At 62.3% G+C, this 24,352-nt stretch carries 21 protein-coding genes and 3 pseudogenes; 10 read left to right on the top strand and 14 right to left on the bottom strand.

Going from position 1 to position 24,352, the window contains the following annotated elements:
* Positions 1–4 precede the first annotated feature (4 nt).
* Positions 5–400, bottom strand: coding sequence for a DUF4345 domain-containing protein (locus tag AB2N04_RS04245; protein WP_367717274.1), 396 nt, complete (start codon positions 398–400; stop codon positions 5–7).
* Positions 401–540: 140 nt separating this feature from the next.
* Here AB2N04_RS04245 and AB2N04_RS04240 point away from each other — a divergent pair, with 140 nt between their 5' ends.
* The gene (locus AB2N04_RS04240) at positions 541–933 is read left to right on the top strand and encodes a HEPN domain-containing protein (protein WP_367717272.1); all 393 of its coding nucleotides are present in this window, start codon (positions 541–543) and stop codon (positions 931–933) included.
* Positions 912–1,307 (top strand): hypothetical protein, encoded by a 396-nt coding sequence (locus AB2N04_RS04235; RefSeq protein WP_367717271.1) that lies wholly within the window; start codon positions 912–914, stop codon positions 1,305–1,307. Before AB2N04_RS04240 ends, AB2N04_RS04235 begins: the two co-directional genes overlap by 22 nt.
* A gap of 22 nt (positions 1,308–1,329) precedes the next feature.
* Here AB2N04_RS04235 and AB2N04_RS04230 read toward each other — a convergent pair whose 3' ends face one another.
* Positions 1,330–3,498 (bottom strand): primosomal protein N', encoded by a 2,169-nt coding sequence (locus AB2N04_RS04230; protein WP_367717269.1) that lies wholly within the window; start codon positions 3,496–3,498, stop codon positions 1,330–1,332.
* 124 nt (positions 3,499–3,622) lie between these two features.
* Here AB2N04_RS04230 and fsa point away from each other — a divergent pair, with 124 nt between their 5' ends.
* Entirely contained in the window at positions 3,623–4,276 is a 654-nt protein-coding gene (gene fsa / locus AB2N04_RS04225) for a fructose-6-phosphate aldolase (protein WP_367717267.1), read from the top strand.
* A gap of 173 nt (positions 4,277–4,449) precedes the next feature.
* On the opposite strand, the gene AB2N04_RS04220 is transcribed toward fsa, so the two are convergent.
* From AB2N04_RS04220 to leuS, 4 genes and pseudogenes are all read right to left on the bottom strand, one after another.
* Positions 4,450–4,965 carry a 1-acyl-sn-glycerol-3-phosphate acyltransferase gene (locus tag AB2N04_RS04220; protein WP_367717266.1) on the bottom strand — a complete coding sequence of 172 codons (516 nt, stop codon included), beginning with the start codon at positions 4,963–4,965 and terminating at the stop codon, positions 4,450–4,452.
* Positions 4,943–5,461, bottom strand: coding sequence for a GNAT family N-acetyltransferase (locus tag AB2N04_RS04215; RefSeq protein WP_367717264.1), 519 nt, complete (start codon positions 5,459–5,461; stop codon positions 4,943–4,945). The genes AB2N04_RS04220 and AB2N04_RS04215 overlap by 23 nt, the downstream gene beginning before the upstream one ends.
* Before the next feature lie 115 nt (positions 5,462–5,576).
* Complete coding sequence (gene lptE / locus AB2N04_RS04210; protein ID WP_367717262.1) at positions 5,577–6,122, bottom strand: LPS assembly lipoprotein LptE; 546 nt, start codon at positions 6,120–6,122, stop codon at positions 5,577–5,579.
* A gap of 46 nt (positions 6,123–6,168) precedes the next feature.
* Positions 6,169–8,798: pseudogene (gene leuS, locus AB2N04_RS04205) on the bottom strand (leucine--tRNA ligase).
* 111 nt (positions 8,799–8,909) lie between these two features.
* Here leuS and AB2N04_RS04200 point away from each other — a divergent pair.
* Positions 8,910–9,573, top strand: a pseudogene (locus AB2N04_RS04200) (YggS family pyridoxal phosphate-dependent enzyme).
* Positions 9,574–9,594: 21 nt separating this feature from the next.
* On the opposite strand, the gene AB2N04_RS04195 reads toward AB2N04_RS04200, so the two are convergent.
* Complete coding sequence (locus tag AB2N04_RS04195) at positions 9,595–9,867, bottom strand: usg protein (protein ID WP_367717261.1); 273 nt, start codon at positions 9,865–9,867, stop codon at positions 9,595–9,597.
* Between the two features lie 296 nt (positions 9,868–10,163).
* On the opposite strand from AB2N04_RS04195, the gene acs reads away from it, so the two are divergent.
* Positions 10,164–12,119, top strand: coding sequence for an acetate--CoA ligase (acs, locus tag AB2N04_RS04190; RefSeq protein WP_367717259.1), 1,956 nt, complete (start codon positions 10,164–10,166; stop codon positions 12,117–12,119).
* A 561-nt stretch (positions 12,120–12,680) separates the two neighbouring features.
* Here the strand turns inward: acs and AB2N04_RS04185 are convergent.
* Both AB2N04_RS04185 and AB2N04_RS04180 read right to left on the bottom strand, forming a co-directional pair.
* Entirely contained in the window at positions 12,681–13,136 is a 456-nt protein-coding gene (locus AB2N04_RS04185; protein WP_367717258.1) for a thermonuclease family protein, read from the bottom strand.
* A gap of 42 nt (positions 13,137–13,178) precedes the next feature.
* Positions 13,179–13,373, bottom strand: coding sequence for a DUF1674 domain-containing protein (locus tag AB2N04_RS04180; protein ID WP_367718732.1), 195 nt, complete (start codon positions 13,371–13,373; stop codon positions 13,179–13,181).
* 133 nt (positions 13,374–13,506) lie between these two features.
* On the opposite strand from AB2N04_RS04180, the gene htpX reads away from it, so the two are divergent.
* The 3 genes and pseudogenes from htpX (at position 13,507) to AB2N04_RS04165 (ending at position 17,696) form a co-directional block, all read left to right on the top strand.
* Positions 13,507–14,493: a zinc metalloprotease HtpX gene (gene htpX / locus AB2N04_RS04175; protein ID WP_367717257.1), complete on the top strand. Its 987-nt coding sequence runs from the start codon at positions 13,507–13,509 to the stop codon at positions 14,491–14,493.
* Complete coding sequence (locus AB2N04_RS04170; protein ID WP_367717256.1) at positions 14,490–15,869, top strand: RsmB/NOP family class I SAM-dependent RNA methyltransferase; 1,380 nt, start codon at positions 14,490–14,492, stop codon at positions 15,867–15,869. The genes htpX and AB2N04_RS04170 overlap by 4 nt, the downstream gene beginning before the upstream one ends.
* Positions 15,870–15,973: 104 nt before the next feature.
* Positions 15,974–17,696, top strand: a pseudogene (locus AB2N04_RS04165) (heparinase II/III family protein).
* Between the two features lie 10 nt (positions 17,697–17,706).
* On the opposite strand, the gene AB2N04_RS04160 reads toward AB2N04_RS04165, so the two are convergent.
* The gene (locus tag AB2N04_RS04160) at positions 17,707–18,726 is read right to left on the bottom strand and encodes an alpha/beta hydrolase family protein (RefSeq protein WP_367717255.1); all 1,020 of its coding nucleotides are present in this window, start codon (positions 18,724–18,726) and stop codon (positions 17,707–17,709) included.
* Between the two features lie 190 nt (positions 18,727–18,916).
* On the opposite strand from AB2N04_RS04160, the gene AB2N04_RS04155 reads away from it, so the two are divergent.
* A complete protein-coding gene (locus tag AB2N04_RS04155; RefSeq protein WP_367717254.1) occupies positions 18,917–19,918 on the top strand; it encodes a helix-turn-helix domain-containing protein in 1,002 nt (333 codons plus the stop codon).
* On the opposite strand, the gene AB2N04_RS04150 is transcribed toward AB2N04_RS04155, so the two are convergent.
* Genes AB2N04_RS04150 through AB2N04_RS04140 form a run of 3 tightly spaced genes read right to left on the bottom strand, consistent with a single transcriptional unit; the run spans position 19,909 to position 20,990 of the window.
* Positions 19,909–20,325 carry a LysE family translocator gene (locus tag AB2N04_RS04150; RefSeq protein WP_367717252.1) on the bottom strand — a complete coding sequence of 139 codons (417 nt, stop codon included), beginning with the start codon at positions 20,323–20,325 and terminating at the stop codon, positions 19,909–19,911. The two genes, AB2N04_RS04155 and AB2N04_RS04150, sit on opposite strands and share 10 nt — an antisense overlap.
* Positions 20,318–20,551, bottom strand: a complete 234-nt coding sequence (locus AB2N04_RS04145) for a LysE family transporter (protein WP_367717250.1) — start codon at positions 20,549–20,551, stop codon at positions 20,318–20,320. Before AB2N04_RS04145 ends, AB2N04_RS04150 begins: the two co-directional genes overlap by 8 nt.
* Positions 20,538–20,990, bottom strand: a complete 453-nt coding sequence (locus tag AB2N04_RS04140) for an Lrp/AsnC family transcriptional regulator (protein ID WP_367717248.1) — start codon at positions 20,988–20,990, stop codon at positions 20,538–20,540. The genes AB2N04_RS04145 and AB2N04_RS04140 overlap by 14 nt, the downstream gene beginning before the upstream one ends.
* A gap of 315 nt (positions 20,991–21,305) precedes the next feature.
* On the opposite strand from AB2N04_RS04140, the gene purH reads away from it, so the two are divergent.
* Positions 21,306–22,922 carry a bifunctional phosphoribosylaminoimidazolecarboxamide formyltransferase/IMP cyclohydrolase gene (purH, locus tag AB2N04_RS04135; RefSeq protein WP_367717246.1) on the top strand — a complete coding sequence of 539 codons (1,617 nt, stop codon included), beginning with the start codon at positions 21,306–21,308 and terminating at the stop codon, positions 22,920–22,922.
* Positions 22,923–22,940: 18 nt separating this feature from the next.
* Here purH and AB2N04_RS04130 read toward each other — a convergent pair whose 3' ends face one another.
* The gene (locus tag AB2N04_RS04130; protein ID WP_367718731.1) at positions 22,941–24,341 is read right to left on the bottom strand and encodes an MFS transporter; all 1,401 of its coding nucleotides are present in this window, start codon (positions 24,339–24,341) and stop codon (positions 22,941–22,943) included.
* Positions 24,342–24,352: the final 11 nt, after the last annotated feature.

Genomic DNA, 24,352 nt, shown 5'->3' with positions numbered 1-24,352 from the left:
TCCGTCAGGCGACGAATCCCATCACGAAGGCGAGCGGCAACGCCGCCAGAACGAGCGACAGGACCAGGAACAGCCAACTGTAAAGCGCCTTCGCCCCGTCGGAAAGCATGGAGATCAGGCAACCGAACGCCGACACCGCCCAGGCCGCCCCGAGCGCCAGATAGATGAAGGGCTGCGCCAGCATCATCGCCGCCAGTCCGAAGCCGATGTAAAATCCGCCAATGATGGCGCGCGGCACGACCAGCATCTCGGTGCGCTCGACAGCCGGCTGCAGCCGAAAAAGCTTCAGCGCCAGCCGCGGCATGAACATGACGAACAGACCGATGAATATCGTCACCGCCGCCGCCGTCCACGCCAGCCATTCGCCCTGCGTCACCGGCCATGGGAAGGAGAAGGTCATTTTTGTGCCCCTGATCGAAAATTGTCGAATGCGTCCGATAATATGATTCTGGACTTCAAACAATTTTCTACCATAGAGTGCATTTCGCAGACGAATGTCTTGCGGGAGGAGACCGGCCGTTGAATCGAGATGAATTGCGGATGGCCGCTCATTCGAAGCTGGACGACGCCAAGATCCTCTTCGCGCACAAACGCACCTCGAGCGCGTACTACCTGTGCGGATATGCCGTGGAACTGGCACTCAAGGCTTGTATCGTTCAGCAGTTCATCTCCCAAACGCTTCCGGAGAAAGCTCTCGTCAGAAATGTCTATTCTCATGATTTTCCCACCCTGGTAGGGCTGGCAGGGCTCTCGCTTGAACTCAAAAGCGAGCTTGAGGCCGACCCGGCATTTTCCGCAAGTTGGGCGATTGTCCGCGAATGGCTTCCCGATGCACGCTACAGAGCTTATACTCACGCTGAGGCTCAAACACTGATTGAAGCGGTGGAGCATCCCGAAAGCGGAGTTCTCAAATGGATCACACGTTTCTGGTGACGAAGGGTCAGAAGCTCGTCGAGCTTCTGGACGCCACTCCGGTAAAGCCGCAGGCTGCGCTGTGGGTACATTCTCCGGATAATGATCGCTGGAAGCTCTGGATCGTTCCAGACCGATCGATGAAGAACAAGAGAGCCTTTTATCAGATCGTGGCCGAAACCATCGGAGCGAGCGAATATCTGACGGGCCTGGATGCCAGCTCAACCGAATTCGTGCACGAAGAGCATCCCGCAATCCAGAGCATGCGCAAGACGATCAGGGTTTCGGGCATAAGTGAGGTTCATTTTTCCGCGAATATGCTCAACGGCTACTATCTGCCCGAAAGCATTGTCCTGAGAATGGACCGTGCGAAGCAAAGCCCGGCAGCAGCGTAAGCCGCACTTCACAGGCAACTCGTCACAGAAAACTCTGCGGATCGATGTCCACCTGAACCCGCACCGAGCCGCGTGGCCTCGGCCCCGCCTTGATCATGTCCCGCAGAAAACCCTGAATGTCGGCGCGGCGCGTTCCGTGCACCAGAAGACGGAACCGATGCCGCCCGGCAACCACCGCCAGCGGCGCTTCGGCAGGGCCGAGCACATCCACCTCATCGGCGCGGGGTGCTGCCTGTCGCAGCCCTCGAGCATGGCTTTCCGCCTCCTGGCGCGTGGCCGCACTCACGATGATGCCCGCCAGACGCCCGAAGGGCGGCAGTCCCGCCCGCTCGCGCTCGGCGGTCTCGCGCTCGTAGAACGCCTCCGCGTCTCCCGTCACGATGGCCCGCATCACCGGGTGCTCGGGCTGATAGGTCTGCAACAGGCCGAGACTCTTGCGCCCCGTGCGGCCGGCGCGGCCCGTCACCTGCGCCAGAAGCTGAAAGGTGCGCTCGGCCGCGCGCGGATCGCCATTGGCAAGGCCGAGATCCGCGTCGATCACACCCACCAGCGTCATGCCGGGAAAATTGTGCCCCTTGGCCACAAGCTGCGTACCGATGATGATGTCGGCTTCGCCTTTGGCAATGGCCTCCAGTTCCAGCCGCAGCCGCTTCACGCCCCCCATCATGTCGGAGGAGAGCATGATCGTGCGCGCATCGGGGAAAAGCTGGTCCACCTCCTCGGTGATTCGCTCCACGCCCGGCCCACAGGCCACCAGATGATCAAGCGTGCCGCATTCGGGGCATGCTTCCGGGCGCGGCTCATTGTATCCGCAATGATGGCACACAAGCTGCCGGCGAAAGCGGTGCTCCACCAGCCAGCTTGAACAATCCGGGCACTGGAAACGGTGTCCGCACACGCGGCACAGCGTGAGCGGCGCATAGCCGCGCCGATTGAGAAACAGAAGCGACTGCTCGCCCCGCGCCAGCGTCTTCTTCATTTCCTCGATCAGAACCGGAGAAAGAAACCCGCCGCGTTCGGGCGCTGCCTTGCGCATATCGATGGTCGCAAGGTCGGGCAGCGCCGCATCGGCAAAACGCGAGGAAAGCAAAATCCGCTCATAACGCCCCTGATTGGCATTGACCCGGCTTTCCAGCGACGGGGTTGCCGAAGCCAGCACCACCGGGAAACCGCCGATATGCCCGCGCACCACACCCATGTCGCGCGCATTGTAGAAGACCCGGTCTTCCTGCTTGTAGGCAGGGTCGTGCTCCTCGTCGATCACGATCAGGCCAAGTTCGCGAAACGGCAGGAACAGCGCCGAGCGCGCACCGGCCACCACGCGCAACTGCCCCTCCGCCACCTGCCGCCAGACCCGCTCGCGCTTTTTCGGCGCAAGGTCGGAGTGCCATTCGGCAGGCTTTGCGCCAAACCGATCATGGAAACGTTCGAGAAATGCCTGTGTGAGGGCGATCTCGGGAATGAGAATCAACACCTGTTTGCCGCGTTCCAGCGCGGCCGCCACAGCCTCGAAATAGACTTCTGTCTTGCCCGAGCCCGTCACGCCATCGATCAGGGTCACGCTGAATTCGTCGGTGCCGGCCTTTTCCCGCAGACGATCCGCCGCTTCCGCCTGACCATCGCTCAGCGTTGCGCGCCCGAATGTCGGATCGGGCGCGGCCACAAGAGGACGCGGCGGGATCGAAACCGTCTCGAACACGCCCTGTGTGCGCAACCCTTCGATCACGCTGGATGAGACGCCGGCCGCATGAGCAAGACCGGCCTTCGTCCAGGCCTGGCCGTCGGCGGCCATCTCCATCACCCGTTCGCGCGCTGCCGTCAGCCGGTCGGGGCCCGTCCCCTCCACGAGCCGCAGCCCCTCGGTCGGAGGTTCGGGATCGAAGGCCGCCGGCGCGCGCAGAAGCATGCGCGCCACCATGCCCGGCGGCGAGAGCGTGTAGCTTGCCACCCAGTCGACGAATCGGCGCATCTCTTCGGGGATCGGCGGGCAGTCAAAAACCTCGACAATCGACCGAAGTCTTTTCGCCGCCACCGCTTCTCCCGGCCCGTCCCAGACAATCCCCGCAACCTCGCGCGGCCCCAGCGGGACCCGTACGATGGAGCCCGGCTCCACGCGCATGCCCTCCGGCACGGCATAGGAGTAGGGGCGCTCGGCCGGCATCGGAACCATGACCGGCACGACGGTGCTCATTGGCGAATCTTTTGTCATCGGGCGTGACCTTGCCCTGTTCTTGCATTAGAGCAAAGACCGAACATATGGAGGAGGTGACAGCTTCCTCTCAATTCCCGCCTTCGGACTGCCTAAGGAGTTTGCCATGAAGTTCTTCGTCGACACCGCCGACGTCAATGAAATCCGCGAGTTGAGCGATACCGGCCTGCTCGATGGTGTCACCACCAATCCGTCGCTCATCATGAAGTCGGGTCGCGACATCATGGAAGTGACAAAGGAAATCTGTGACATCGTCGACGGCCCGGTCTCCGCGGAAGTGACCGCAACCGATTTCGAAGGCATGATGAAAGAGGCAGAGGTTCTCTCCAAGATCGCCGACAACATCTGCATCAAGGTCCCGCTCACCATGGACGGTCTGCGTGCGTGCAAGGCGATCACCTCTTCAGGCCGCCTCGTCAACGTCACGCTGTGCTTCTCGGCCAACCAGGCGCTGCTTGCCGCCAAAGCCGGCGCAACCTTCATCTCGCCCTTCATCGGCCGTCTCGACGACATGGGCATTGATGGCATGGATCTGATCGCCGAAATCCGCACCATCTACGACAATTACGACTTTGGCACCGAGATCCTCGCAGCATCGATCCGCACGATAAACCACGTGAAGCAGGCCGCCCTGATCGGCTCCGACGTGGCAACCGTGCCGCCGTCCGTTTTGAAGGCACTGGTCAAGCACCCGCTCACCGACAAGGGCCTTGAAGCCTTCCTCGCCGACTGGGCAAAGACCGGTCAGAAGATCGGCTGAGGCGTCTCGCAGCCAGAACACCGGTGCAGAAACACCGCCAGCATCGAAGCCCCTTCTCCCCGCCTGCGGGGAGAAGGTCAGGATGAAGGGCGAGCACCAGCGTCAACAGCAGGCACACCCTTCTTCTCCCAAAACTGATTTCTACCGTCGCACGCCAATCGGCATATGCGCCGCTACATTGCGAAGATCGCCTCCGGATCCGCGCGCAGCCTCTCCACCGTATGCTCCTGGAGACGCGCGGCCACATCTGCCGGTTCGCCTTCCGCAAGGGCTTCAGGCATGATCGGCTTGCCGATCACCATGTTGATCGCACGCCCCTTCTTGTTCAGAAGCTCATGAAAAAGCGTCATGTCGCGCAGTTCGGTGGAATAGCGCGAGAGAAGATAGAACAGGCCCGAATTGCGCGCCGTCATGTTCATCGGCACGACGGGAACCTGATAACGCCGCGCCAGCGCCACCACGGATGGCTGCCACGGACGTTCGGTCAGCTTGTCCCTGTTCCAGTAAGCGATCCGGCCTGATGGAAACAGCACGATGGCCTTGCCGGAATTGAATGCCTTGGCCGTCATTTCCAGCGTATCGCGGCTTTTGGCGTGGGATTTTTCGCCAGCGCGCCATTCCACCGGAATGATCAGATCGCGGAAACGCGTGTTGACACGCAGCGCGTCACGATTGGCAAAAAACGCCATGTCCGGCCGGGGCCGATTTCATCATGTCGTAGACGGCAATGCCATCGGCAATGCCCGTCGGGTGATTCGGCGCCAGAATGAAACCACCCGAAGCCGGAATGTTCTCAACTCCGCTCGCCGAGATTTCCAGCGAGAGTAGACGACTGATATAGGCGAATGCATCCCAGCCCGATAAATCGGCAACCTCGTCGGCCATCACCACGGCCTGCCGGTAATGAAGGAAGCGATAGAGAAAGGGCTGGGCCAACGGCCACAGCATGTTCTGCGAAAGATGCGTGGTGCGTTCGGCAATCAGCTGGTCGACCACGTGCGGCGAGTCTGGCGCGTGGACATCCCGGCCCAGAACACGGTTGCCAAGAACCGCAGCGACTGAAGTCAGCGTCGTGTGCAGAGCCATGGACGAAGTGCCCCCTGCAGCATTTCGGTTCTGGTCCTCACCGTCATTCCGCTCCTTCGTCTTGCCGGAAGATGAGCTTCCACGGAAATAGCGCAACATTCAGAGATCACGCCTCACAGGCTGTTTCACCGAATACTGTGACGACGCAATGACACGAACGCAAGATGGGACTGCGCATTTGCGTTGACATCGCCGCAGGGCAGACAGCCGAACCCTATGAACCCGGACCGGCGCGCACAAGGTCCTGCCCCAGTGCGAGACGCAACTGCTCGGCAAGCTCGCGTGCAGCCCGGTTTTCGGCATCGCGCTTGGCCCGCAGGGCTGCGAACTCCTGTCGCGGCACGTCATAGACAGACGAAATCTGCCGCGTTCCGGACGCGACGACTGCACCGGTGCTGGCGTCCTTGAGTGTGTATTTCGCTGACATGGTCAGCAGGCTGGAGGTGGGTTCGTTGTCGGTGCGCACCTGCACGCGTGCCGCCGCCGAGCTCGACCGGGTAACGGAGAGATCCAGCGTGTATCGCGCGTTCGCAGGCTGGCCGGACCCGCCATTGAGAAGGAAAATCAGATGGTTACGGACTTCCTGTCCATAACGCGTATCAACCGGTGAAATCGTGATCGACGAAAGGTCCGTCGATGTGGCGATGCCGCTGGAATTTGCATCCGGCGTGGCCATGAGAGGGCGCACCGTGCAGCCGGACGCCGCTATTAAAGCCAGCGCCAGACCGGCCAGCATCGAAACGCGAAACGTCGGGTTCAAGCTTTCCCCCTGCTTTGCAAACAGCATCAATCCGGGTCCCGCAGCATCATGCAACAATGTTGACGATGCGCTGCGGAACGACAATCACCTTGCGCGGCTCAGAACCGTTTAGCGCCTTCTGGACAAAGTCCAGCTGGAGCACCGCGTCTTTGACGGCAGATTGATCTGCGTCGCGCGCAATTGTCAAATCACCACGCTTCTTGCCGTTGATCTGCACCGGCAGAACAATCTCATTGTCCACGACAAGTGCGGGATCGAACTCCGGCCAGGCACTGGCGGCCACCATCCCCTCGCCGCCGATCGCTGACCAGCACTCTTCGGCCAGATGCGGCATGAAGGGCGCGACCAGATGGATCAGGATATCGACGGCCTCGCGCGCTGCGCCCCTGGCCGCATCATCGGCACCACCCAGCGCCGAGAGCGGCTCCTGAAGGTCGTTGACGAGCTGGTGAATGCGGGCAATCGCGCGGTTGAAGGCCAGCTTCTCGATGTCCTCACCCACGGCCTTCAGCGCCTTGTGCGCCGCCTTGGAGGCCGCAACCCCCGAGCCGTCATGCGCCGCTTTTGGCGCCACACCGCGCACATGCTCGGCGGTTTCCGACACCAGGCGCCACACACGCTGCACGAACCGGTGCGCACCCGTCGCGCCATCGTCCGTCCATTCCACATCGCGCTCCGGCGGGGAATCCGAAAGCATGAACCAGCGCGCCGTATCGGCACCGAAGGACTCGATGATGTCCTCCGGGCTCACCGTGTTCTTCTTCGACTTCGACATCTTTTCCAGCGAGCCGATGGTTGCGGGCTTGCCCGTCGCAATCTCCACCGCCTTGCGGCCATCGCCCGAGCCGGAGAGTTCCACCTCGTTCGGGGCCAGCCACCTGCCATCTTCGGCGCGATAGGTCTCGTGCACCACCATGCCCTGCGTGAACAGGCCCTTGAAGGGCTCAGCCACATCCAGATGCCCCGTCGCGCTCATGGCGCGAGCGAAGAAACGCGAATAGAGCAGGTGCAGGATCGCATGTTCGATGCCGCCGATATACTGGTCGACCGGCAGCCAGTCATTGGCGGCCTTCGGATCGGTCGGGTCGTTCTCCCACGGTGCGGTGAAGCGGGCGAAATACCAGGACGAGTCGACAAACGTGTCCATCGTGTCGGTCTCACGCCGCGCATCGCTGCCGCATTTCGGGCATTTCACATGCTTCCAGGTCGCATGGCGGTCAAGCGGATTGCCCGGCTTTTCGAAATCGATGTCGTCGGGCAGCTTGACCGGCAGGTCGGCCTTCGGCACCGGCACCACACCGCAATCGTCGCAGTGGATCATCGGGATCGGACAGCCCCAGTAGCGCTGGCGCGAAACACCCCAGTCGCGCAGGCGGAAATTCACCTTGCGCTCGCCCACCGGACGTCCATTGATCGTCTCCGAGGAAAGGCGCTTTGCCACCTCTTCGAACGCCGCCTTCGGCTTCATGCCGTCGAGGAAGCGCGAATTGATCATCACGCCATCATCCGTATAGGGCCCTCTTCGGTGATCTGGAAGGTCGCGGCATCCGCGCCCTCCGGCATCACCACCGGCGTCACCGGAAGACCGTATTTGTTGGCGAAATCGAGGTCGCGCTGATCGCCCGAAGGGCAGCCGAATATCGCGCCCGTGCCATAATCCATCAGCACGAAATTGGCGACATAGACCGGCAGAGTCCATTCCGGATCGAAGGGATGGCGCACGCGCACGCCCGTGTCGAAACCCTTCTTCTCAGCCGTCTCCAGCGCCGCAGCCGAAGTACCCATGCGGCGGCACTCTTCGCAGAATGCGGCAAGCTCCGCATTGTCGGCGGCGAGCGTCTTCGCCAGCGGATGATCGGCGGCAATCGCCATGAAGGACGCACCAAACAGCGTGTCGGGCCGGGTCGTATAGACCTCCAGCTCGTTCGTGCCCTCGTTCGTGCCCCCGGGCGCGCTCTCTTCCGTCAGCGCCCAGCGGATCAGCATGCCTTCCGAACGGCCGATCCAGTTGCGCTGCATCAGGCGCACCTTTTCCGGCCACTGGTCGAGATCGTCGATGGCATCGACCAGATCCTGCGCGTAATCGGTGATCTTGAAGAACCACTGCGCCAGTTCGCGCTGCTCCACTTCCGCGCCAGAGCGCCAGCCGCGACCGTCGATCACCTGCTCATTGGCAAGCACGGTCTGATCCACCGGGTCCCAGTTGACCTTGGAGGTCTTGCGCGTCACCAGCCCCTTCTCGAAGAAGTCGACAAACAGCATCTGCTGGCGATGGTAATAGTCCACGTCGCAGGTGGCGAACTCGCGGCTCCAGTCGAGCGACAGGCCGAAGGTCTTCAGCTGATCGCGCATCACCGCGATGTTCTGATAGGTCCACTCCTTGGGGTGCACCTTGTTCTGCATCGCCGCGTTTTCCGCCGGCATGCCGAAGGCGTCCCAGCCCATCGGGTGCAGAACATTGTAGCCCCTGGCGCGCTTGTAGCGCGCCACCACGTCGCCCATCGTATAATTGCGCGTGTGACCGATGTGAATGCGCCCGGACGGATAGGGAAACATCTCGAGCACGTAGTATTTCGGCCGCCCGTCGTCATTGCTGGCCTCGAACAGCTTTGCCTCGTCCCAGGCTTTCTGCCAACGGGGTTCTGCGACACGGGGATTGTAACGTTCGGTTGCCATGGCCGGATTTTCACAAGATAAGAAGCGGAAATGATGTTAGCGGACCTTCACCATGGTTTCGCCGAAGCGTCAACTCCAAGAGGCTTTTTTGGAAGAGGGATCAGCGAACCGATGAGCCACGCCGTCGAGAACCTGCAGGATGTCAAAGCAAAGATCGCAGCCGCGGAAAAAGCTGCCGGACGCTCAGGCGAGCCCGTCACGCTGGTCGCCGTTTCCAAGACGTTCGATGCAGATCAGATCCGCCCGGTCATCGAGGCGGGCCAGCGTGTGTTCGGCGAAAACCGCGTCCAGGAAGCCCAGGGCAAATGGCCCGCGCTGAAGGAAGCCTTCCCCGATACCGAGCTGCGCCTCATCGGCCCCGCTGCAGTCCAACAAGGCCGCCGATGCCGTCGCCCTGTTCGATGTGATCGAGAGCGTCGACCGGGAAAAGATCGCCCGGGCACTTTCGACAGAGATGAAAAAGCAGGATCGGCACCCGCGTCTTTATGTCCAGGTCAACACCGGCCTTGAAGAACAGAAAGCCGGCATCGACCCGCGTCAGGCCGTCACCTTCGTCAGGCATTGCCGCGAGGAATATGGCCTCGCCATCGAAGGGCTGATGTGCATTCCGCCGCTCGACGAAAACCCCGGCCCGCATTTTGCGCTTCTGAAGAAGCTCGCGGCCGAAGCCGGCGTAGAAAAATGCTCGATGGGCATGTCAGGCGATTACGAGACAGCCATTGCCTTCGGAGCGACCAGCGTGCGCGTCGGATCCGCGATCTTCGGCGCACGCTGATGCGCCATGCCCCAACAGGCATCAGTGCAGAACAAGCTCTCCGGCCACGCTGCGCCATTCGCTGGGCGAAATCAGCTTGCGGTGCGTGTAGGTAACCGAGTGGAGCGGGCCATCGAGGGACTCGTTCCAGAAATCGATGAAGCGGTATAGCGCCGGAAACTCAGGCGCAGTGTCATAGTGCTGCCAAAGAAAACTCTGCAGAATGGTGGGGTGATCAGGCAGGTGATAAAGAAACTCCGCCGTAGTCAGCCCATAGCCCCGGAGCATCAGCTCCATTTCGCCCGTTTGTTGCATCTGCTTCCTTTCCGAATCATGTTCCGGATTGGAAAATTGTGCGGCTAAAGTGTTTTTTCGTCCAGCCGATCACGGTCACATTTGCGTAAATTTATCGTGCAAATACAATTTGTTAGCAGCCGCCCAACATCGGTGCTAACGCGCCTGGCACATGCATTTTCCCTGTCTCATCCCCTGCCACCAAATGTCTAATGTTGTAGCTGAAGGCAGAATGGTAATAATGCGCGCGAGCTAGCGGCCCCTGCGTGCGAACGCGCAGTTCCAGTCCCAGCAAGCGCATATCCGGAGGAGGAAAAATGTCCGAAGTGCATGTTCACCGCGTTAAACCCGCGTGGAAAAAAGACGCGCTCATCGACAATGAGACGTATCTCAAATGGTACCAGGACAGCGTCACGGATCCGGAAAAATTCTGGGAAGAGCACGGCAAGCGCATCGACTGGTTCAAGCCCTATACGAAGGTCAAGAACACATCGTTCGAGGGCGACGTCTCGATCAAATGGTTCGAGGACGGCGTGACAAACGTCGCCTATAATTGCATCGATCGACACCTCGAAAAGCGCGGAAACCAGACTGCCATCATCTGGGAGGGTGACAACCCTGATGAAGATCAGAAGATCACCTATAACGAGCTCTATGAACGGGTTTGCCGGCTCGCCAATGTTCTGAAATCACGCGGCGTCAAGAAGGGCGACCGTGTCACCATCTACATGCCGATGATCCCCGAGGCGAGCTATGCGATGCTGGCGTGTGCGCGTATCGGCGCAGTGCACTCGGTCGTGTTCGGCGGCTTCTCTCCCGATTCGCTCGCCGGCCGCATCGAGGACTGTCAGTCCGATTTCGTCATCACCGCAGATGAAGGCGTGCGGGGCGGCAAGAAAATCCCACTGAAGGAAAACACCGACAAGGCCATCGCACTGGCCGAAAAGGCGGGCGCAAAAGTGCGTCATGTTCTCGTCGTCCAGCGCACTGCCGGCAAGATCGACTGGTCCGAGGGTCGCGATCTCTGGTATCACGAGGAAACAGCCAGCGCCGAGCCCGAGTGCAAACCTGAAGAGATGAATGCGGAGGATCCACTGTTCATCCTCTACACGTCAGGCTCCACCGGCAAGCCGAAGGGTGTGCTGCACACCACTGGCGGCTATCTCGTCTACGCCGCGATGACCCATGAATATGTCTTCGACTATCATGACGGCGACATCTACTGGTGCACGGCCGATGTGGGCTGGGTGACCGGTCACAGCTACATCGTCTATGGCCCGCTCGCCAATGGCGCCATCACGCTGATGTTCGAGGGCGTACCGAACTATCCGGACGCGTCGCGCTTCTGGCAGGTGGTCGACAAGCACAACGTCAACATCTTCTACACCGCCCCCACCGCGATCCGCGCCCTGATGGGTGCCGGCGACGATTTCGTCAAGCGCGCCTCGCGCTCATCCTTACGCATTCTCGGCTCCGTCGGCGAGCCCATCAATCCAGAAGCCTGGGAATGGTACTACAACGTCGTCGGCGACCAGAAATCACCCATCGTCGACACATGGTGGCAGACCGAAACCGGCGGTATTCTCATCACGCCGCTGCCCGGTGCCACGGACCTCAAGGCCGGCTCGGCAACACGCCCGTTCTTCGGCGTCCAGCCACAGCTCGTCGATGGCGAGGGACAGGTTCTGGAAGGTGCCACCAGCGGCAATCTGTGCATCACCGATTCCTGGCCGGGGCAGATGCGCTCCGTCTATGGCGATCATGAGCGCTTCATCCAGACCTACTTCTCCACCTACAAGGGCAAGTATTTCACCGGCGATGGCTGCCGCCGCGACGAGGACGGCTATTACTGGATCACCGGCCGCGTGGATGATGTCATCAACGTGTCGGGTCACCGCATGGGCACGGCGGAAGTGGAATCCGCGCTTGTGAGCCACGACAAGGTGTCCGAAGCCGCCGTTGTCGGCTACCCGCATGATGTGAAGGGTCAGGGCATCTACTGCTACGTGACACTCATGGCCGGCGAAGAAGGTTCCGACGAACTGAAAAAAGAGCTTGTCGCCCATGTGCGCAGCGAGATCGGCCCGATTGCCTCGCCTGACAAGATCCAGTTCGCCCCCGGCCTGCCCAAGACGCGCTCGGGCAAGATCATGCGCCGCATTCTGCGCAAGATCGCCGAGGATGATTACGGCGCGCTCGGTGACACCTCGACCCTCGCCGATCCGGCCGTGGTCGACGATCTGGTGGATAACCGCCAGAACAGAAAGTGCTGAGGATCCCGGAGCGCCGCGCGGCCAGCGCGGCGTTTCCAGCTTGCCTCTTGCAGGACGGCGTCATCGCCTCCACATTGGTGGTGTCGTCAACGAACCGAAAGGAGGTGATCCAATGTCGAGTGATTTCCGTTCAAGCGTGGTCTCGATGGATTGCCTTCGCGGGGAGCAGTCTTCCCGCTGAAGCGCATGAAGCGCGGATGGACTGCCACCGCAGACCAGCCATGACCGCGTGAGAATTCGAAAACACGGGGCCGTTCCTTCGGGAACGGCCTTTTGTTTTTGAGCGCGGGTTGCGTGTTTGAAAAGAAAGCACTGGCCCCTCATCCCCCTGCCGGGACCTTCTCCCGGCCTGCGGGGAGAAGGACGCCAATCTCGAGCATCGGACCCAAAAACGGAAATCCGGCTTTCGGTCAGCCCAACGTTGCATCACGTCCTTTGTGCACCGGGTGACACAGGGCTATCCAATGGGAAGGCACTGACTTTAAAGCCCCTTCTCCCCGTGCACGGGGAGAAGGTGAGGATGAGGGGCGAGCGCCGACGCATCAGAAAATCACGCCACCCTCAACACACAAACGAAACGCGCCGCCCACCGCCATAGGCCGCAACCAGCCGGGCATCGAGCAGGCGCGAAGCCACATCCCCGCCCGGCTCCGTCGTCACATCGGCAAGCACGCGCCCGTAATATTTCCCACCGCTGATGTCGCTGATCCACACGGATCCTTCCGCCAGCAGACGGTCGAGCACCGCACGCGCCTTGCGTGCTGCCGCTTTTTCGGCCGCACAGCGGCTGCGCATTTCGGGCGCATCGACGCCGCGAATACGCACGCTGACAGTGATGCGCTGACCTGGCCAGACATGCGCCTCGGCAACAAACGTGTCGCCGTCGATCACCCGGACGACGCGCGCTTCCACCGGTCCGGAGATCATCTCTCTTCGGGCGGCAAAGGCGACAGGCTGAGCGCTTAGCAGAATGGCAAGCACGAGTGCAGCAATCGGTTTGGGGTGCAGAATGGGCATTAAAGGAATATATTCCTCAACGTCATTCTATGCAACCCGGTATCAGAAATCGGTGGCGATGCCCTTCACTTCCCAGTCCCCGTAGCGGGCGGGGTCGTGTCCACCACGTCCACCGAGTTCCCTGGGGGCCTTGGCGGCCTTGGCCTCGTGGGCCCTGCGCCTTGCTTCGGCCTCCGCCAATGCCCGTCTGGCTGCCGGCGAGAGTGCCCTTGCCGGCGTGTCTTCCTGTCTGTCCATCTCGTCTGTCACGGCAAATTCCTCTCGAAAACGCAGAAATATTGAATACACGAACCGCGTTACCCATCATATAAGCGATCGGTCGCGCCGTGGAAAACGCCGGCGCTGCCTCATTCTGGAGCTTGAGACGACGATGAACACGATACGCACCGCAATGCTCTTGGCCCTCATGACGGCCTTGTTCATGGGCGTGGGCTATATGATCGGGGGCACCGGCGGCATGATGATCGCCTTCCTGATCGCCGCGGCCATGAATCTGTTCAGCTACTGGAATGCCGACAAGATGGTGCTGCGGATGCACAACGCCGTCGAGGTGGATGAACGCAACGCGCCGGAATATTATGGCATCGTGCGCGATCTGGCCGCCCGCGCCGGCCTTCCCATGCCGCGCGTCTATCTCATTCAGAATGACCAGCCCAACGCCTTCGCCACAGGCCGCAATCCGCAGAACGCAGCGGTGGCCGCCACCACCGGTCTGCTCGACCGGCTGAGCTATGAGGAAGTGGCCGGCGTCATGGCGCATGAGCTTGCCCATGTGCAGAACCGCGACACGCTCACCATGACGATCACCGCAACACTCGCCGGCGCGATTTCCATGCTCGGCAATTTCGCCTTTTTCTTCGGTGGCAACCGCGACAACAACAACCCATTCGGCTTCATCGGCATTCTCGTGGCGATGATCGTCGCACCATTCGCGGCCATGATGGTGCAGATGGCCATCAGCCGCACCCGGGAATACTCGGCAGACCGGCGCGGCGCGGAGATCTGCGGCAACCCGCTTTGGCTTGCCTCCGCGCTCGACAAGATCGCAAGGCGCGCAAAGCAGGTGGTCAATCAGAATGCCGAGCGCAATCCGGCCACCGCGCACATGTTCATCATCAACCCGCTGTCGGGCGAGCGCATGGACAACCTGTTTTCCACCCATCCGGACACGGACAACCGCATCGCCGCGCTTCAGGCGATGGCCGGAGAAATGCGCGCCACGCCGGAACCGCAGCCTCGCGAGGAAAGCCACGGTCCGTGGGGAGCGCGAACCGAAGCGACCGAGCGCCGGCCGCAGCCGAAATCCGAGCCCCGCTGGGGCCGTGACGCCAAGGTGCGAAAAGGCCCGTGGTCGTGAGCCGCCCGACCGCGCGCCGCGCCACCGGCAAGAACCGCCCCAGCCCCGAGCCCCTCGACAAACCCGGTCTTGAAACCCGTCGCGTGGCCACAAAGCTGCTCGCCGCCGTTGTGGATGCCCATGCCTCGCTCGACGGGCTCACCGATCCCGCCAATGGCCAGCCCGGCTTCCGCGCGCTCGATGCGCGCGACCGGTCACTTGTCCGCGCCATTTTGATGACCGCGCTGCGCCATCGCAGCACGATCGAGGCCCTGCTTGCCCGCCGTCTGGAGCGCCCGCTTCCCGCCAATGCCCGGACGCTTTCTCACGCATTGCACGTCGCGGCGGCGCAGATCCTGTTTCTCGATGTCCCCGACAGCGCCGCCGTCGACCTCGCCGTAACCCAAGCGAAAAGCGACCCGCGCCTTGCCCGCTTTGCCGGCCTCGTCAATGGCGTGCTGCGCAATCTGATCCGTGTGAAGGCACGCGCGCTCCCCGCCGCGCTAGCACAGACACGCGAGGCGCCGGACTGGTTCGCCGAGCGGCTTGAAGCCGCCTATGGCGCGGAAAAGACCGCCGCCATACTCGCCATGCACCGGCTTGAACCGCCGGTGGACTTCACCGTCAGGGACGATCCGCAACACTGGGCCGACGCCCTGGGCGGCATCGTCCTGCCCACGGGCTCGGTGCGCATTGCAAAGCTTGAAGCCGGCGTCGACACGCTGCCCGGCTTCGAGGAAGGCGCATGGTGGGTGCAGGACGCAGCCGCCAGCCTGCCGGCAAAACTCCTCGGCGACATCGCCGGTGCACGTGTAGCAGACCTCTGCGCCGCCCCCGGCGGCAAAACGGCGCAGCTCGTTCATGCCGGCGCAGACATCACCGCAGTCGACCTTTCGAAAAGCCGGCTGAAACGCCTTGCCGAGAACCTGAAGCGGCTTCGCCTGGAAGCGCAGATTGTCGAATCCGACATTCGCAAATTCGAGCCCGAAACCCCGTTCGATGCCATTCTCATCGATGCGCCCTGCTCCTCCACCGGCACGGTGCGCCGACACCCGGATGTGCCATGGACAAAGACACCCGAAGACATCGGGAAGCTTGCCGCCCTGCAGCGTGCCCTGCTCGACCATGCCGTGACGCTGGTCAAACCGGGGGGCAGGGTTGTCTTTTCCAACTGCTCGCTCGATCCCGCCGAAGGCGAGACGATGCTCGAAGCTTTCCTTGCCGAAACGCCGGACGTGGCGCTCGATCCCATCCAACCCGACGAGCTGGCGGGCATCGCCCCCTTCGTCACGCCCGAGGGGTACCTGCGCACCACGCCCGCCGACAGTTTCGGCGAAGCCGCACTCACACAGGGGCTGGATGGCTTTTTCGCCGCGCGGCTCGTGCGCGGGCGCTGAAGGGCGGCCCATCATCATGGCCTGAAATATTTCAACTTCGCATAAATCCTTGAATCATCTAGAGTCTCTCCTGATTTTGGGTGAACGGAAGAAAAAGTCGATCATTGGGTCAGGCACGGGAACATTCCTCCCACCAGCTGTGGGGTCTTGTTGCGCGGCAGGCATGGACGCGCCTGAAGCGTCGGCTGCGCGCCGGCCCTTCCTATCGCTGGCGCTATTCCGGCCGCACGCCCGAACGTATCCTCATCGCCCCGCCGGATCTGCGCATTGCCGATCCGCAGGTCGCGCGTGACATCTATCACGGCCAGTTCCTGCTTGCCGGCCAGCTCGTCGAGACGCGCGGCCAGTCTCCCTTTCGCGTCTCCGTCAGCGACCGCCCATGGCAGGAAGCCCTGCACGGTTTCCGCTGGCTTCGCCACATGCGCGCCGCCCAGAGCGATCTCGCCTCGGCCAATGCCCGCGCGCTGGTGGAAGAGTGGATCACTTTGTATGGCAAGCGCGTGTCCGGGGCACCCTGGGATGCGGCGGTCACCGCCAGAAGGCTGATCGCCTGGCTGCAGCATTCCTCGGTTGTTCTTCAGGGCGCCGACCTCCCTTTCTACCGCCAGTTTCTGAAAATGCTCGCCGTGCAGATGCGGTATCTGCGCACCGTTGCTCCTGAAATGCCGGAGGGAGAGGACCGTCTGCGCGCGCGCGTCGCTCTTGCATTCTGCGCTTTATCGCTGCCCGCCCCGGCAACGGCGGTCAAGGCCGCAAGCCGAAACCTCGCCCACGAGCTGGAGCGGCAGATCCTTGCCGATGGCGGCCATGTCTCGCGCAATCCGCGCGCCATAATGGAGCTTCTGACCGACCTTCTGCCACTCAGGCAAACCTACACCAATCAGGCGGAGCAGCCCCCGCAGGCCCTCATCGATGCCGTCGAGCGCATGTTGCCGGCGCTGCGCTTCTTCCGGCATCGCGATGGGTCCGTGGCGCGCTTCAATGGCATGGGCGTCACCCAGCACGACAGTGTGGCAGCGATCCTGCGCTACGACGATACCGGTGGTGCGCCTCTGCTGCACACACCACATTCGGGGTATGAACGGCTCGCCCTGGGCGCAACCACCGTGATTGCCGACACGGCTCCGCCACCAGCGCCCGACCTCTCACATCTTGCCCATGCCGGTTGCCTGTCGTTCGAGATGTCCTCGGGCCGGCATCAGTTCGTGGTCAACAGCGGGGTCGACAATTATGGCGACGAAAGCTATCGCCCGCTCGCCCGCACCACAGCCGCCCATTCCACCATAACGGTGAACGACACTTCACAGGGCCCGTTTCAGCCTGTCCTCGAAATGGAGCGACCTGATCGGCACACCGCTGGTGGCCGGCCCCCGAAACGTCGAGTGCCGGCGCGATGATGCCGCCGGCATTCATCGCTTCACCGCAAGCCATGATGGCTATGTCCCGCGTTTCGGTCTGGTTCACGAGCGCAGCCTTTCCCTTTCCGAAAACGGTGCCCTTCTGGAAGGGGTGGACCGCGTCTGCCGGCCCGACGGCTCACCTTCCACCGCGGTGGGCGAAGACGCGGTGGCGGTGCGCTTCCACATCCATCCCGACATCGACATCTACCGGGATCCCGAAGGGCATCACATTCTGGCGGGAGAGGCCACCGATACCTGGCTCTTCACCGTGGATGACCTCGTGCCGGTTGTCGAAGAATCGATCTTCTTTGCAGGCCTTGGCGGCCCCCGCAGAAGCCGCCAGATCGTGCTTCACACCACCGCTTCCGAGCATCCAGAGATCCGCTGGCAGTTCCGCAGGACACATGCCATCAACGGCGGCGGATAGAAAGCTTCGTTCAGAGCCCGGCAAACGCTGCGATCTCATCCACAATCGCCTTGTGCACCACCGCCCGGTCAGCCCCTTCGGGGTCGTCGCACACGGGATCGTCCTTCTCCTCTGCCAGCAGAAGGGCGCCCCTCGGCTTGCACTCCGCCAGAAACGTGAAGTGATGCGCTGGCGCAATCGTCTTCAACACTGCATCGGGCAGCCTGGCCGCCAGATCGCTTCCCGCCGGTCCCACATCCGCAGCCTTGAACAAATGCTCTTTTCCGAGATTGATGAGCAGCACGGGCATGTCGATCTGCGCGGTGCTCTCCATCGTGGCCGCATAAGTCATGCCCGGATCGATGGCGATTGCCCGTCCTATGCGGGGTTCACGCAGGTCGGCAGCGAAGCCTTGCGGAAGCGCGTCGAAATCGACACCACCCTTGGCGAGAAACACGCAATCCTGAGCCTTCTGGCCCATCCGTTTGCAGTAGCCGCCATAGGCATCGCGGTCGAACCGCAGACCCGCAAGGTTCAGCGCCGTCGCACCGCCAAGCGAAAAACCCAGCGACGCAATGCGCGACCGGTCCACACGGTCGGCAAAGGCCGGCTCTTCCAACAATGTATCCAGCGCAGCAACCAGATCTGCTGCCCGCTCATCGAGACGCATCGATCGGCGTGGCGAAGAATCGCCCGACGTGCTGCCGGGATGATTCACCGCCAGTACCATTGCGCCGCGCTGCGCGAGTGCCGAGGAAAGCCAGGAAATGGCATCCATGTTGCCGCCGGAGCCATGCGAAAGCACGAACAGCGGAAACTTTCCTTCCGCCACCGCAGCCCCGACATAGGCGGAGGTACCTTCAAACACGGCATTGTCCCCCACAAGCCCCCGATAGGTCGGCCTGCCAGCCGGATACCACACGGAGGCCGCCAGTACCGGCGGGCGGTGATCGGCCTTTACCGTCAACCGGTCATATCCGGCATAGGGGTCAGCCATCGCTGCACCTGACATGCCCAATCCCATGAGAAATACACAAAGCAGTTTTTTCATATCCGTCATCCTTTCAACTGGATGACGCAGACCTGCACGAGCACGGGGCAGAACGCGTCCTAAAACCGGTTTCAGGTCGCGCGGAACCGGTTTTCGAACCAAGGTTTCCGCAACTGCAAGGTCAGTGTTGCCACTGGCCGGAGGCAATGCCACAACGCAACCCCTTGCTGGAAACGCGCAGACACCACCCATGCTGGCTCTTCCCATTCCCATGATCGTCGCCCTCGTGCTCGTTGCGCTTCTCGCGCGGATCGCGGTTTCCGGCGAGCGCCCGCCATTTCTCATGGCGCTGCTTGCCGCCTGCGCACTGCAAAGCCTCATCGTGTCTCTTCGCCAGCACTACGGCATGGAGGTGCTTCTGCCGTTTCAGCCGGTCACGGCCACCTTCGTGCCACCGCTCACCTGGCTGGCGTTTCAGACCGGCTCTGTGCGGGCGTTTTCGCTCCCACGCGACCTGGTGCATCTTGCGGCTCCGGCCTTCGCCGGCTTCTGTGTCCTGTTCGCCCCCGATACACTTGATACGGTCGTGCCCGCCATATTCGTTCTCTACGGCTTTGCCATCCTTGCGAGACTGCATCGCAGTGGCGATGATCTGCCGCTGGCGCGGCTCGAAGCCGGCCGTCTGCCAGCACGCCTTTGGGGTGGCATCGGTCTGGCGCTCGTTCTTTCGGCGCTCAGCGACGCCCTCATTGCCCTCGCCTTCATGGCAGGGCAAAACTGGCTGCCGCCGCTGATCGTCAGCGTGTTTTCATCTGCCGCCCTGCTCGCCATTGGTCTCCTTGCCGTCTCGCCGGGCGCCATCGGGGAGGCCGAGCCCGAACGGGAGGACCAACAGCCGCCTGACCCCAGTGTGGAAGAGGCCCAGCTTGTGCAGCGGCTGGATGCCCTTCTTGAGACCGACCGGCTCTATCTCGATCCCGACCTCACGCTCGCACGGCTCGCCCGACGTTTGCATGTGCCGATCAAACAGCTTTCCACGGCCATCAATCTGGTGAGTGGCGAGAACGTTTCGCGGCACATCAACCGTCACCGCATTGAGCACGCCTGTCGCGCGCTGGAGAATGGTGCAAATGTCACCGAAGCCATGCTCTCAAGCGGCTTCAACACCAAATCCAATTTCAACCGCGAGTTCCGCCGCATCACCGGCAAGACACCGCGTGAATGGACGCCGCGGACGGGTGGTCAGAAATAGCCGCGCGCCACAGAACCGATAGCAAGCGCGGCAAAGGCGAACAGGATCACCCCTGAAAGGTGCGAGACCCGTCGCGACAGGCTGTCGGGCAACCGCGTCCGCGCCAGCGCTACGCCGCCACTCAGAATGAACCACCACAGGAGCGAACCAAGGAAAACGCCGGTCACGACAATTGCCGCATCCACATGACGCGGAGACTCCGCCAGCCCCAGACCGGCAAACATGGCCGCAAATGCCAGAATGGTCATCGGGTTGGTGATTGTCAGGAAAAAAGTGGCGGCGGCGGTTTCGAAGAGATCACCTGTCCGCGCCTCGGCAGCTTCCCGCATCGGTGCAGGCGAAAAACTCTTCCATCCGAGCCACGCCAGAAACACGCCGCCGACAAGCTTGAGCGGCACTTCAACCACTGCAAGGGGCCGCCGCAAACGCGGCAAAGCCGATGGCCGCAAGCGCCGCATAAAGAGCGTCCGCAAGTGCTGTTCCGAGCCCGCCTGCAACACCGGCCCACAGGCCGTGCTCCAGCGTTCTGTTCACGCACAATGCCCCGATGGGCCCAAGCGGTGCCGCGACGGCGAGCCCCAGCAACAGGCTCTTGCCGAACAGCAGCGCCTCCATGGCGTCAGCCCTTTTCAATCGGCGCGAACGATCCCGGCTCCACCGTCGAAAGTGCAACGACAGACTCGCTGCGCGCCAGAAAGCCGTGCTTCTTCATGTCTTCCAGGACGCTCTCCACATCTGCGAGCGAAGGCACTCGGGCCTTGATGAGATATGACCAGGGGCCGGTGACGTGATGGCACTCCTCCACCGCCTTGTGGGCAGCGGCAAACACGCGAAACGCCTCTTCATTGACGTTTTGCACAAGAGACACCCAGATGAAAACCAGCACCGGACAGCCCAGCGCCGCCGGATCGGCATCGACCGTGAAACGCCGAATTATGCCATTGGCGACCAGCCGCCGGATCCGTTCATTGACTGCCGACGCGGAAAGCCCCACCACACCACCAATGTCGGCGAGTGAGCGGCGCGCATCCTCGGCAAGCAGGGTCACGATTTTCTGGTCGATCTGATCCATCGAGAAACATCCTGAATATGCAGTAGCCAGACAATTTGCAGAAATTAGGCAATATGTCAACAAAATATGCGGTATAATAAAAGATATCCGCAAAATATACAGGATCATATCGTGATTTCGCGTCGCCCTCTTTGCCACAGGGATACCGGATTGTCGAGCCTGTCCACCATCCGGGCCCGCGCACCGGGCCCTTTGAGGGCCTTCAGCCTGTGTGCTGGCGCGTCAATCGTGCCATTGAGGGGCCATCAAGCTTGATTTGCACCCCGCCTGCCGGTACGTCCCCCACATTCTTCCCAAAAGCCGGAGCCGCCTTGCATGTCCGTTGCCGCCAAGAACATTCCCGCACCCGACCTCGTTCCCGTCCGCCGTGCGCTTCTGTCGGTCTCCGACAAGAGCGGCATCGTCGATTTCGCTCGCGCACTCTCAGGCCACAATGTCGAGATCGTTTCCACCGGCGGCACGTCCAAAACGCTCGCCGGCGAAGGCATTGCCGTGCGCGACGTTTCAGAACTCACCGGCTTCCCCGAGATCATGGACGGACGCGTGAAGACACTGCATCCGGGCGTTCATGGCGGCCTTCTGGGCATTCGCGACGATGCGGACCATGCCGGCGCGATGAAAGAGCACGACATCGCTGCCATCGATCTTCTGGTCATCAATCTCTATCCGTTCGAAGAGGTGCGTTTCGGTGGGGGCGATTACCCGACCACGGTCGAGAACATCGACATTGGCGGCCCGGCGATGCTGCGCGCGGCAGCCAAGAATCACGCCTATGTGGCCGTGGTGACCGAACCCGCCGACTATGCCCGCATCCTTGAAGCGCTTGCCGAAAATGATGGCGCCCTGCCCTACAGCCTGCGTCAGGAACTGGCCGCCAAAGCCTTTGCCCGCACCGCCGCCTATGACGCGGCCATCTCCGGCTGGTTCGCCGAAACGCTCAAAATCGACGCACCGGATTTCCGCGCTGTCGGCGGCAGGCTCAACGAAGTGATGCGCTATGGCGAGAACCCGCACCAGAAGGCAGGCTTCTACGTCACCGGCGAAAGCCGCCCCGGCGTCGCCACCGCGACCCAGCTTCAGGGCAAGCAGCTTTCCTACAACAACATCAACGACACGGATGCCGCCTTCGAACTCGTCTCCGAGTTCGCGCCGGATCGCTCGGCCGCCGTCGCCATCATCAAGCACGCCAATCCGTGCGGCGTGGCCGAGGGGGCAACGCTGCGCGAGGCCTATGAGAAGGCGTTCGCCTGCGATCCCGTCTCCGCATTCGGCGGCATCGTCGCGCTCAACCGCCCGCTCGATGCGGAAGCGGCCACCGAGATCGTCAAGATCTTCACCGAGGTCATCATCGCCCCGGACGCGACTGAAGAAGCCCGCGCCATCGTCGCTGCCAAGAAGAATTTGCGCCTGCTCGTCACCGGCGGGCTTGCGGATCCGCGCGCGCCCGGCCTCGCCGTCAAGACCGTTGCCGGCGGCCTGCTCGTCCAGTCGCGCGACAATGGCGTGGTCGATGATCTCGACCTCAAGGTCGTGACAAAACGCGCGCCGAGCGAGAAGGAAATGGCCGATCTCGTCTTCGCCTTCCGCATCGCCAAACACGTGAAGTCGAACGCCATCGTCTATGTCCGCGACGGCGCGACCGTGGGCGTGGGTGCCGGCCAGATGAGCCGGGTCGATTCCGCCCGCATCGCCGCCCGCAAGGCGGAAGACGCAGCAGAAGCTGCCGGCAATGCCGAGCCGCTGACAAAGGGCTCCGTTGTCGCCTCCGACGCCTTCTTCCCCTTTGCCGACGGGCTTCTCTCCGCCATGGAAGCCGGCGCCACCGCCGTCATCCAGCCGGGCGGTTCCATGCGCGACGACGAGGTCATCGCCGCCGCCGACGAGCATGGCATCGCCATGGTCATGACCGGCATGCGCCACTTCCGTCACTGACGCAGGCGCTTTCAAGGATCAGGAGGCACCCGCCTCCTGATGCCGGCTCTTCACGAAGGGCAGAAGCACCAGCCCGATGAGAAACAGCACGAGGATCGGCGTCACGCCGAGCCGCTGCGCATCCTCGACGGAAAATCCAAACGCTTCCGAGGCGAAGTACCCGGTGGCAAGCGCGATGGCGAAGGGTCCGATAAAGGTCGTCGCCTTGCCTGAAAGCGCATAAAGCCCGAAGGCCTCCGTCACCCGCTCGCGCGCAACCTGATCCACCAGAAGCGTGCGCGAGGCTGCCTGTATGGCCCCGCCCGCTGCACCGATGAAAGCGCCCGCCACGAAGAAGGCGATGTCGGGCAGACTGCTTGCGCCAGCCCCACTGACCGGCATGAAGAAAAGCTCATCGCGCGTGGTGGAGATCACCAGAAGCGCGCACAGTGTCAGCACCACGATTGAAACGCTCACCACCAGCTTCGGCCCGAAGCGCCGGTCCATGCGCCCGCCGAGCCACGCACCCAGCGCGCCGGTGACATTGGCAAGAATGCCAAACAGCCCGATCTGCGTGATCGACCAGTTGAGCACCCCTGCCGCATAGATGCCGCCAAAGGCATAAAGCGCGTTCAGTGCATCACGATAAAACATGGAAGAGAGGAGAAAGCTGAAATAGCTACGTTCGCCTGGCAGGCGCTTCAGCGTTGCGCTGAGCCGGCCAAGCCCTTCGCGTATCGCCCCCGTCGCCGCCCTGCGGCGCGGCGCATCGGGCGTGAACAGGAACATCGGTAAGACGAACAATGTGTACCATAAGCCCGTCAGCGGCCCCGCCGCCCGGTCGCCCTCACGCGCCCCAGCATCGAGCCCGAAAATCGGCTCCAGCCCCAGAAGCGTGCGGCCCGTATCGGGCTGCGCCGCCATGAAGCCGAGCACCAGCACCAGCGATAAGAGCCCGCCGAGATACCCGAGCCCCCAGGCCGACCCCGAAAGCCGCCCGAGCTCCGAGCGCGGCACGAGATCGGGCATCATCGCATTGTTGAAAACGGCCGCAAACTCCATGCCGAACACGGCAAGCGCCACGGCAAGCAGAACCAGCCCCACATGCCCGCCCCCCGGCGCGGCAAACCATAACGAGGCACAGGCCAGAACCCCGATCACCGAGAACACGAAGATCCACGGCTTGCGCGGCCCCGTCGCATCGGCGATGGCCCCCAGAACCGGCGAGGAAAGCGCGATGGCCAGCCCGCCAATGCCGGTGGCGAACCCCCATAATTCCTGCCCCCGCGCCGCATCGGGCGCGACGGCAGAGGCAAAATAGGGCGCGAAGACAAAGGTGATGATGAGCGTGTGAAAGGGCTGCTGCGCCCAGTCGAAGAACATCCAGCCCCAGATGCCGCGGCGGGGCACGGATCCGTGCTCCGCCGGTGGCAGGCTCATGCCGGCGTCGT

The sequence above is a fragment of the Nitratireductor sp. GISD-1A_MAKvit genome (assembly GCF_040819555.1).
Classification (GTDB): Bacteria; Pseudomonadota; Alphaproteobacteria; order Rhizobiales; family Rhizobiaceae; genus Nitratireductor.
Note: the sequence above shows the minus strand (reverse complement) of the source record. Positions and strands in the feature narration are given on the sequence as shown.

Bases quoted from the DNA above. Each gene is read 5' to 3' on its own strand.
- AB2N04_RS04195 (WP_367717261.1), bottom strand. From the start codon at position 9,867: ATGCAACAAACGGGCGAAATGGAGCTGATGCTCCGGGGCTATGGGCTG.
- acs (WP_367717259.1), top strand. From the start codon at position 10,164: ATGTCCGAAGTGCATGTTCACCGCGTTAAACCCGCGTGGAAAAAAGAC.
- AB2N04_RS04180 (WP_367718732.1), bottom strand. From the start codon at position 13,373: ATGGACAGACAGGAAGACACGCCGGCAAGGGCACTCTCGCCGGCAGCC.
- AB2N04_RS04245 (WP_367717274.1), bottom strand. From the start codon at position 400: ATGACCTTCTCCTTCCCATGGCCGGTGACGCAGGGCGAATGGCTGGCG.
- AB2N04_RS04235 (WP_367717271.1), top strand. From the start codon at position 912: ATGGATCACACGTTTCTGGTGACGAAGGGTCAGAAGCTCGTCGAGCTT.
- AB2N04_RS04130 (WP_367718731.1), bottom strand. From the start codon at position 24,341: ATGAGCCTGCCACCGGCGGAGCACGGATCCGTGCCCCGCCGCGGCATC.
- AB2N04_RS04185 (WP_367717258.1), bottom strand. From the start codon at position 13,136: ATGCCCATTCTGCACCCCAAACCGATTGCTGCACTCGTGCTTGCCATT.
- AB2N04_RS04160 (WP_367717255.1), bottom strand. From the start codon at position 18,726: ATGAAAAAACTGCTTTGTGTATTTCTCATGGGATTGGGCATGTCAGGT.
- AB2N04_RS04220 (WP_367717266.1), bottom strand. From the start codon at position 4,965: ATGGCGTTTTTTGCCAATCGTGACGCGCTGCGTGTCAACACGCGTTTC.
- AB2N04_RS04155 (WP_367717254.1), top strand. From the start codon at position 18,917: ATGCTGGCTCTTCCCATTCCCATGATCGTCGCCCTCGTGCTCGTTGCG.
- purH (WP_367717246.1), top strand. From the start codon at position 21,306: ATGTCCGTTGCCGCCAAGAACATTCCCGCACCCGACCTCGTTCCCGTC.
- AB2N04_RS04140 (WP_367717248.1), bottom strand. From the start codon at position 20,990: ATGGATCAGATCGACCAGAAAATCGTGACCCTGCTTGCCGAGGATGCG.
- AB2N04_RS04230 (WP_367717269.1), bottom strand. From the start codon at position 3,498: ATGAGCACCGTCGTGCCGGTCATGGTTCCGATGCCGGCCGAGCGCCCC.
- AB2N04_RS04240 (WP_367717272.1), top strand. From the start codon at position 541: ATGGCCGCTCATTCGAAGCTGGACGACGCCAAGATCCTCTTCGCGCAC.
- htpX (WP_367717257.1), top strand. From the start codon at position 13,507: ATGAACACGATACGCACCGCAATGCTCTTGGCCCTCATGACGGCCTTG.
- fsa (WP_367717267.1), top strand. From the start codon at position 3,623: ATGAAGTTCTTCGTCGACACCGCCGACGTCAATGAAATCCGCGAGTTG.
- AB2N04_RS04215 (WP_367717264.1), bottom strand. From the start codon at position 5,461: ATGTTGCGCTATTTCCGTGGAAGCTCATCTTCCGGCAAGACGAAGGAG.